General features: G+C 61.4%; 3 protein-coding genes. 1 reads left to right on the top strand and 2 read right to left on the bottom strand.

Going from position 1 to position 2,294, the window contains the following annotated elements; translation table 11 throughout:
* Window positions 1–312: 312 nt before the first annotated feature.
* Window positions 313–498 carry a hypothetical protein gene (locus AC1DYX_RS30420; RefSeq protein WP_477265844.1) on the top strand — a complete coding sequence of 62 codons (186 nt, stop codon included), beginning with the start codon at window positions 313–315 and terminating at the stop codon, window positions 496–498.
* 209 nt (window positions 499–707) lie between these two features.
* On the opposite strand, the gene AC1DYX_RS30425 is transcribed toward AC1DYX_RS30420, so the two are convergent.
* Complete coding sequence (locus AC1DYX_RS30425) at window positions 708–1,412, bottom strand: hypothetical protein (protein ID WP_477265846.1); 705 nt, start codon at window positions 1,410–1,412, stop codon at window positions 708–710.
* A 29-nt stretch (window positions 1,413–1,441) separates the two neighbouring features.
* Window positions 1,442–2,038 carry a hypothetical protein gene (locus tag AC1DYX_RS30430; protein ID WP_477265848.1) on the bottom strand — a complete coding sequence of 199 codons (597 nt, stop codon included), beginning with the start codon at window positions 2,036–2,038 and terminating at the stop codon, window positions 1,442–1,444.
* Window positions 2,039–2,294 lie beyond the last annotated feature (256 nt).

The raw sequence follows: 2,294 nt of genomic DNA on the forward strand, positions 1-2,294 counted from the left end.
GCTCGGCGTCGGGCAGCGCGGGCGGATCCGGTACGGGTGCCCGCCAGGCTTCCTCGCATCCGTAATCAAAGTCTCCCCTGCCAGTAACGGCACGCTTGGTCGGATACGGGCGCGCCGCCCGTCTTTTCCAACGACTGCCCCGGATTGTGCCGCGACGCACAGTCCGGTTTTTTGCGCTTTTATCCCGCGTTTTGTGCATTTCGTCGCAGTCCGGTGGCGGGAAAAGGGCTTGACGCCTAAAGTGACATCATCCCAAGCCGATCCGATACGGCGATAACCTGAACCAAGATAGTCAACTCAAGGAGAATGAAAATGAACGCGATCCTGAAAAACATGGAAGCCATCTTCCTCGCTGCCGCCGTCCTCGTGGGTGTGACGAGCGCCGCCCATGCCGCCAGCATCGTCAAGCATGAGCGCTACGACGCCCAGGTGACGATCGAAGGCCAGCAGATGGCCGTCGTGAAGGTGACCGCGAAGCGTCTGCATGCCGGCAACTGAGCCGGTATCCGAGTCGACRCGATGCGGACGAGGGCAGCATGCGGATAAAAAAAAGCCCGCTGTTGTGCGGGCTTGAAATCCAATTCTTTCTGAGGAGAGTTGGAGGAGACAGGTGCCATTATGCTGCGCTACAGCATATCAGTCCAATTTTGGTTTCAAATATTTGATATAAGAAATTTCCATATCTCATCCAACCCCTCAGGGCTGCGCTATTGACAGGTCACGACCAGGCTGTCCACACCACCGTGCGCTTCCGCCGCATCGTCCATCGTGCCGCCGCCCGTACCGTTGGCACCGCCCGTGACCGTGCAGGTCTGGCTGGGGCTGGTCGGCTGGGTCAGCACGGTCACGCCATACGTCGTGTTGTACGGGACCGAGTTCATCACGAGGGCAACCGGAGCGCCAGTCGGATTCTTATTGGCGTCCAGTACAGGGTCGACGCCAACCGTGGCCGCCGTACTGCCGTTGGCAAGGATGAGGCCGGTACCTTTCAGGCCATTGACCGTGCCGGTGAGCGGGTACGCGTTGATCACGCAGGTGTAGCGGATGTCGATCTTGGCCAGCTGGCCGGCCGTGCCCCACGCCGGGAATGGCGACGGCGCGCATTGCTGGTGTTTCGGCAGGGTGCCGCCCACATAGGTATGGTTGCTGGTGATGGTCGCGCCTTTCGGGATGACTTCATACGTCTGGCCATACTCGAGCGGGTTCGGGAAGACCGCCGTGACGAGGTCGCCGGCCGTGGTCGGCGGGTTGACGGCCAGGTCGTGGCCATTCGTGCTCAGGACCAGGCCCGGGTATTGCAGGCCGCTCACCGTGACGTTGATCGGGAACGTGGCCTTGCCACCGCCGCCGCAGGAGGCCAGCGTCAGCGTGATCGCCAGGGCGAAAGCCGGACGCGCGAGGGAAAACTTCATTGAAACTCTCCAGTAAGATGCGCAGGTAACTAAGCGCAGGTGACGGTGACGGTCGTGGTTTCGTCCGACCCCATGGTACCCGTACCATTATTGTTGCTGCCGCCGCCGCTCACCGTGCAAGTCTGGCCCGAAGGCTGCTGCAGGACGGTGACGCCGTAGGCGCCGGCTTCGTTCACCGTCGCCATCTGGACGGTCGTCGTGCCGGCCGGGACGTCGTGGCGGTCGGCGCCATTGACGATTACGAGGCCGCTGGTCGTCAGGCCGACGATGTTGGCCGTCAGTGCATGCTGCTTGATCGAGCAGGTCACGCTGATCTGGCCGATCGTATAGTAGTTGGCGCGCGCCCTGCCGTTGCTGACGACGCATTCCGTCGCATTCGACGGGATGCTCTTGACCGTGATGTTGAACTGGTCGTCCGTCGACACGCGGTTGCCGAACTGGAACGAGGTATAGGGGTACACCACGTTCGTGTCGTTGCCGCCATTATTTTGCAGCACCAGACCATCCTTGGTCACGCCAACGACTGCGCCGGCCAGGTACAGGTCGCCGCTCCCGCCGCCGCAGGCGGACAGGCCCAGCGCGCATGCCAGCGCTACAACACCGGCACGCAGGATCGAGCTCTTCATAAAATCTCCACAATGGAATGGTGGCGCGCGAGGCGGCGCCGGTACGGCTGAATGGAAAAATACCCATCATTTTAGTGCATTTGGCAAGCGTCGGCCCCATCCGCCTTGTATCACGGTGTAACCACAGGCTCTTGTCCAGTACGCCATTGCTTTTCAGCGCCGCCCTCGTTATGCTTGGACCGCCACTTTCCACTCTCCAAGCTTCGTTTCCGGAGCCGCATTCCATCATGAACACGCGCCGTGCCTGGCCGCAGGC

Source organism: Massilia sp. P2_C2 (assembly GCF_056404615.1).

Excerpts from the sequence above, each read along its gene's own strand:
- AC1DYX_RS30425 (WP_477265846.1), bottom strand. The coding sequence starts at position 1,412 with ATGAAGTTTTCCCTCGCGCGTCCGGCTTTCGCCCTGGCGATCACGCTG.
- AC1DYX_RS30430 (WP_477265848.1), bottom strand. The coding sequence starts at position 2,038 with ATGAAGAGCTCGATCCTGCGTGCCGGTGTTGTAGCGCTGGCATGCGCG.
- AC1DYX_RS30420 (WP_477265844.1), top strand. The coding sequence starts at position 313 with ATGAACGCGATCCTGAAAAACATGGAAGCCATCTTCCTCGCTGCCGCC.